The sequence below is a fragment of the Veillonella sp. HPA0037 genome, from assembly GCF_000411535.1.
Taxonomy (GTDB): Bacteria; Bacillota; Negativicutes; order Veillonellales; family Veillonellaceae; genus Veillonella; species Veillonella atypica.
Genome location: NZ_KE150483.1, coordinates 620523 through 626557 on the forward strand (window position 1 = coordinate 620523; position 6035 = coordinate 626557).

The window sequence follows — 6035 nt, forward strand, 5'->3', positions numbered from 1 at the left end:
TTCCTAATCTTTTTAATACAATATCAAATAAACACTCTCGATCTTTTACTCCATAGTTTGTAAATTCACGACCATTATCTGTTTGTATTGTATGAATAGGAAATCCCATTTTGGCTTCTAAATTTAATAAGAAGCGACTTGTATTAGTAACACTTTTTTCATCTATAATTTTTAGAATTCTCTTTCTAGAAAACTCATCAATAGCTGTAAGTTGATAGTAAGATTTTCCTTGTGTTGAAAAGGCTAAACTCTCGCGAGGTACGTATTTTATATCAATCTGAACCTTTTCTCCTGGATATGTTATTATATCCGGTTTCCACTTGCTTTTAGGAACAGATTTAACAACCTTTTTCTCTTTAATATGACACCTGATTTGTCGGCACATAGAGCCATATGAGCGTTTATAACCACGCTTTTTTGCCTCAACATATACTTGAGACAGCCCTTCATGTTTAAACTTAGAATGCATACGCTTGATAAGTGCTAGTTCTTCCTCAGTGTGTTGATTAGGATGAGAATGTGGTTTACGACTATACAATCGAAGTGAATCAATAGTCCCGTCGAAACGCTTCACCCAACGTTGTACTTGTTGTCTACTAGTATGATAGCGACGTGCAGCTTCAGCATTATTTCCATACTTTATAGCATATTCACATACTCGTTTACGAAATCTTAATTCTTCAGTTATAATAGAATGCATGAGAAGGAACTCCTTTTGTTGTAATGTTTGGATTAAGCAACTTCATTATAACAGAGTTCCTTCTCATTTTTTATTCACTTGTCACAAATGTATTATACTCTTACACATACATCTCATTTTAATTATAATGATACCCTCGTATGTATACAATATTCTTATATATTATCACATATTTATTTATGAAATACTGTATAATAATAGCTACAGAAAGGAGTGTTTATTATGAGTACAGTAAGTAGTACTAACACAACACAACAAGCTGCGGCTCCTCCGAAGGGTCGTACGACAGCACAAAATATCGGACTTATTCTCGCATTTATTGTTTTAGGCGTCATTTTATTATTACCAACGCCTGAAACATTATCCACTGGTGGCCATCGCATGATTGGTGTCCTCGCCTTTGCCATCATCTTATGGATGACATCGGCCGTATCCTATCCGGTCAGTGCGACCATGATCACAGCCCTTACGGCCTTATTACTCGGTTTCTCACCAAATCCTGAGGCTCCTGCTAAAATGCTGGGCACCGCTAACGCATTAAAGCTCATTATTTCTGGTTTTTCATCACCTGCTATGATCCTCGTTGGTGCAGCCATGTTTATCTCCGTGGCCATGCGTAAAACGGGCCTCGACCGACGCATCGCCATGCTCGTTTTATCTAGCGTCGGCACCAAGGTAAGTCGCATTTACCTAGGCGTTATCATTACGGGCCTCATCCTAGCATTCTTTGTACCAAGTGCAACAGCCCGTATTGCTTGCCTCGCTCCGATTATCATCGGTATTGTTGAAAACTTAGGTATTGAACGTAAAAGCCGCGTTGCGGCCCTTCTCATGGTGGGCGCTGTACAGGCTGATACATTCTGGAATATCATGATTCAAACGGCGGCCGCACAAAACCTTGTGGCCGTAGGATTTATGCAAACACAGATGAATACATCTGTTAGCTGGATTGACTGGCTCACAGCTGCTGCTCCATTTTCCATCATCATGGTAATTATCGGCTACTTCTTAACACAAGCATTAATTAAACCAGAGTTCAAAGAACTCGTTGGTGGCGATGTTCAACTCGCTAAGATGCGTAAAGAAATTGGACCTATGAGCACCGATGAAAAGAAACTCTTATGCATCTCCATCGGTTTACTTGCATTGTGGGCTACAGGTGGTAAATTACATTCCATCGATACTACAACTACTACAATCATAGCGATTGCCCTATTCTTCTTCCCTAAAATTGGTATTATGGATTGGAAATTCGCACAACCAAACATCGACTGGGGTTCCATCGTTATGTTTGGTGCTGGTATCGGTCTCGGTACAGTTTTACTTAAAACAAAAGCAGCCACATGGCTCGCTCAAGTATTCGTTAACGCATTCTCTTTAGAATCCGCTACGGTGTTCTTGTTGATTGCCATCATGGCTGCGTTCCTCATCGTAATCCATCTAGGATTTGCCTCTGCTACCGCCCTTTCATCAGCGATGATACCAATCGTTATCTCCATCGTTGTAGGACATAATGCAGAAGGACTCAATCCAATTGGCGTAACCATGATCATGCAATACGCCATCTGCTTTGGTCTAGTATTACCAGTAAACTCACCACAAGGTATGGTGGCTTACGGTACAGACACATTCGACGTAAAAACATTTATGACAACAGGTATTCCTTTGACCATCATCGGCTATGTAATGATGCTCGTATTCGCACTTACATACTGGCACTGGATAGGGATAGCCTAAAAAAGAACAGGCCTGTTTTATTTCTTGGGACCGTTAATACACCTTCCTAAGATTAGAACAGGCCTGTTCTTTTTCTAGAGACGCATATACACACCTTCCCCAAATTAGTACAGGCCTGTTCTTTTTTTTAGAGGCGCACATACACATCTTCCTCAAATTAGTACAGGCCTGTTCTTTTTCTAGAGATGCACATTCACACCTTCCACAAATTAGTACAGGCCTGTTCTTTTTCTAAAGGCGCGCATATACACACACCTTCCTAAAATTAGAACAGGCCTGTTCTATTTATTTTTATTGGATATAATCCGAATCAATAAAGTTAGCTATAGGTTTCTTTGCCATTCTATTATGTATATGAATTAATAGTCTTGTTGTTTGTTCTCGTTGTTCTTTAGGTATTTGAGAAAACAAGGCCCCCATTACCTTATTATGCGTTGATGATATGCGTTCGTAGGTACGAACTCCTTTCTTTGTTAGCATAACATCTCGAGATCGTTGGTCGCTCCAATGTTTTACAGTGGTAACTAAACCTTTTTTCTCAAGATTTTTTATAACCCACCCCACATGACTAAGGTGTTTGTTATTTAACAAGGCTTTGAGTTCCGTATAAGTTACTACATGCCTAGTTTTATATACATGTTTAATAATAGAAAATTCTTCACGTGTTACATTGCCAGCATCATAGATTTTAGATTCTTTATCATAGAAATCTTTATAAACCAAGTCAATCATCCCCCATAATTGACGATGCGCGAGCGTAAGATTTTTATTCTTTTTACGTTGCAAAATTGAAGCTAAACTTGACTTCTCCACACAAGGTCACCACCTAATCATAATAAGATGTTCATTATAATTTCTCCCGCTACTATAATAAAAGAAAAATCCCCTTATATATGAACTGCTACTATTAGATTATAAAATCTAAAGATAACTGTCCAGTATATAAGAGGATTTTTTATACTAAATTATTATTAACCAAATATCGTTAAATCCATCAAAAAATGATAGATAAACAACCAGATATATCAACAATTATATAATTAGTTGCGTTCTTTAATTTCAATTTTAATAGAATTGAAGAATTCGTCGAATGGAACTGTACCTAATTCGTCGCCACCGTGTTTACGTACGTTAACAGAATTGTCTTCCATTTCTTTATCGCCAACAACGAGCATGTAAGGAACTTTTTCCATTTGTGCTTGGCGAATTTTGTAACCAATTTTTTCGTTGCGATCGTCTACTTCTACGCGAACGTAGTCATGGCGCATTTGTTTTGCCAATTGGTTAGCGTATTCCACGTGTTTTTCGGAGATAGGTAATACTTTCACTTGAACAGGTGCCATCCAAGTTGGGAATGCACCAGCATAGTGTTCAGTCAAGATACCGATAAAACGTTCCATAGAACCAAAGCATGCACGGTGAATCATGATAGTACGATGTTTTTGACCATCTTCACCGATATATTCTACGTTGAAGCGTTCAGGCAAATTCATATCCAATTGGATAGTACCACATTGCCATGTACGGCCCAAGGAGTCTTCGATATGGTAATCGAGTTTAGGACCATAGAACGCGCCGTCACCAGGGTTGATAACATAATCGATGCCTTTTGCTTCGATAGCGTTACGCAATGCTTCTGTAGCTGCTTCCCAAATTGCATCATCACCCATTGCATTGTCTGGTTTAGTAGACAATTCAACATGATATTTCAAACCAAATTGGCTATAGATACGGTCGAACAATTCGATAACTTTCATCAATTCAGATTGCATTTGTTCAGGCAACATAAATACGTGCGCATCGTCTTGTGTGAAAGCACGAACGCGGAACAAGCCGTGTAGTGCGCCGGATAATTCATGACGGTGAACTAAACCAAGTTCTGCATAACGAAGTGGCAAGTCACGGTAGGAATGCATTTCGTTTTGGTAAACTAAGATACCGCCTGGGCAGTTCATAGGTTTAATTGCATATTCTTCGTCATCAATGATTGTAGTATACATATTTTCACGGTAATGATCCCAGTGGCCAGATGTTTCCCACAAATGTTTATTCAAGATGATTGGTGTGCGGATTTCATCATATTCGAAATCATGATGTACTTCGCGCCAGAAGTTTTCCAATTCGTTGCGAAGAGCCATACCTTTTGGTAAGAAGAATGGAAATCCAGGACCTTCTTCTTTGATAACGAACAAACCAAGTTCTTTACCAAGTTTACGGTGGTCGCGTTTAGCCGCTTCTTCAAGCATGTGAAGGTATGCATCTAGTTCTTCTTTCTTTTCAAATGCTGTACCGTAGATACGTTGCAACATTTTATTCTTTTCATCGCCGCGCCAGTATGCACCTGCAATGCTTTGTAATTTGAAAGCTTTCACTTTGCCAGTAGATGCAACGTGAGGGCCTGCACAGAGGTCTGTGAAATCGCCTTGCGCATAGCAAGAAATCACAGCATCTTCAGGAAGATCTTCAATTAATTCTACCTTGTAGTCTTCGTTTTTAGATTTGAAGAACTCAATAGCTTCTTGACGAGACATTACAGATTTAGTAATAGGCAAGTTTTCTTTTACAATACGGCTCATTTCCTTTTCGATTTTAGTCAAATCTTCAGGAGTCAAAGTATGTTCCATATCGATATCGTAGTAGAAACCTTTATCGATAGCAGGACCGATAGCCAATTTTGCTTCTGGCCATAAGCGTTTAACTGCTTGTGCCATAACATGAGAAGCTGTGTGACGTAAAGTATGTTTACCACCATCTTCTTCAAATGTTAAAAACGCTACTTCAGAACCATCTACAAGTTCTTCACGAAGGTCTGTTAATTCTCCATTTACATTGGCTGATAACACTTTTTTAGCCAAACTATTAGATAATTTTTTTACTGCTTCCCCAAGAGTAGTGCCAGCAGCGTATTCCTTTGCACTACCATCAGGTAAAATGATTTTTACATCTGCCATTTTAATTTCCTCCAATTTATTATCTAGGATAGACTGGATTTTTGTAATAAAAAAAGACCCCCTATCCCTACAAAACAAGGGACGAAGATCATTCGCGGTTCCACCCTAGTTAATTCACCGCATCACAAGGATACAGTTCATTCACTTCATTAAGCCCGATAACGGTGGCGGCCGTATTTGCCTACTTAGGTTCGACAAATCAGTTTAAAGGGGGTAACTCAAATATATGTGTAAGGCATTTCCAGCATCTGCCTCTCTCTGGTACACAGGGATATGAGAATCATGTCCTTTGCATCACTTTTACTAAGATATCTTATCATAGGTCCTAAAAAATTTCAACCATATAAGTACCTCCTAAAAAATAGAACAGGCCTGTTCTATTCCTAAACACACTCTATTAGTGCGTCCCCAAAATTAGTACAGGCCTGTTCTATTTCTAAGCACACTCTATTAATGCTTCCCAAAATTAGTACAGGCCTGTTCTATTTCTTAACACACCCTATTAGTTATCCCCAAATTAGTACAGGCCTGTTCTATTTCTAAATACGCTCTATTAACGTGTCTCTCAAATTAGTACAGGCCTGTTCTATTTCTAAATACACTCTATTAACGTATCCCTCAAATTAGTACAGGCCTGTTCTATTTCT

Annotated in this window: 4 protein-coding genes and 1 other annotated feature; of the genes, 1 reads left to right on the top strand and 3 read right to left on the bottom strand. The window is 38.8% G+C overall.

The window, feature by feature from the left end; all coding sequences use genetic code 11:
* Positions 1-700 (bottom strand): DDE-type integrase/transposase/recombinase (locus tag HMPREF1477_RS02955; RefSeq protein WP_016475768.1); only part of this gene is annotated, 700 nt, incomplete at its 3' end.
* Positions 701-922: 222 nt separating this feature from the next.
* Here HMPREF1477_RS02955 and HMPREF1477_RS02960 point away from each other — a divergent pair.
* Positions 923-2437, top strand: coding sequence for a DASS family sodium-coupled anion symporter (locus tag HMPREF1477_RS02960; RefSeq protein ID WP_016475769.1), 1515 nt, complete (start codon positions 923-925; stop codon positions 2435-2437).
* 291 nt (positions 2438-2728) lie between these two features.
* Here the strand turns inward: HMPREF1477_RS02960 and HMPREF1477_RS02965 are convergent, their stop codons facing one another.
* Positions 2729-3250, bottom strand: a complete 522-nt coding sequence (locus HMPREF1477_RS02965) for a MarR family winged helix-turn-helix transcriptional regulator (RefSeq protein WP_016475770.1) — start codon at positions 3248-3250, stop codon at positions 2729-2731.
* A gap of 227 nt (positions 3251-3477) precedes the next feature.
* Positions 3478-5388: a threonine--tRNA ligase gene (gene thrS, locus HMPREF1477_RS02970; protein ID WP_016475771.1), complete on the bottom strand. Its 1911-nt coding sequence runs from the start codon at positions 5386-5388 to the stop codon at positions 3478-3480.
* Positions 5389-5462: 74 nt separating this feature from the next.
* Positions 5463-5692: a binding site (T-box leader), on the bottom strand.
* Positions 5693-6035 lie beyond the last annotated feature (343 nt).

Excerpts from the sequence above, each read along its gene's own strand:
- HMPREF1477_RS02960 (WP_016475769.1), top strand. The coding sequence starts at position 923 with ATGAGTACAGTAAGTAGTACTAACACAACACAACAAGCTGCGGCTCCT.
- thrS (WP_016475771.1), bottom strand. The coding sequence starts at position 5,388 with ATGGCAGATGTAAAAATCATTTTACCTGATGGTAGTGCAAAGGAATAC.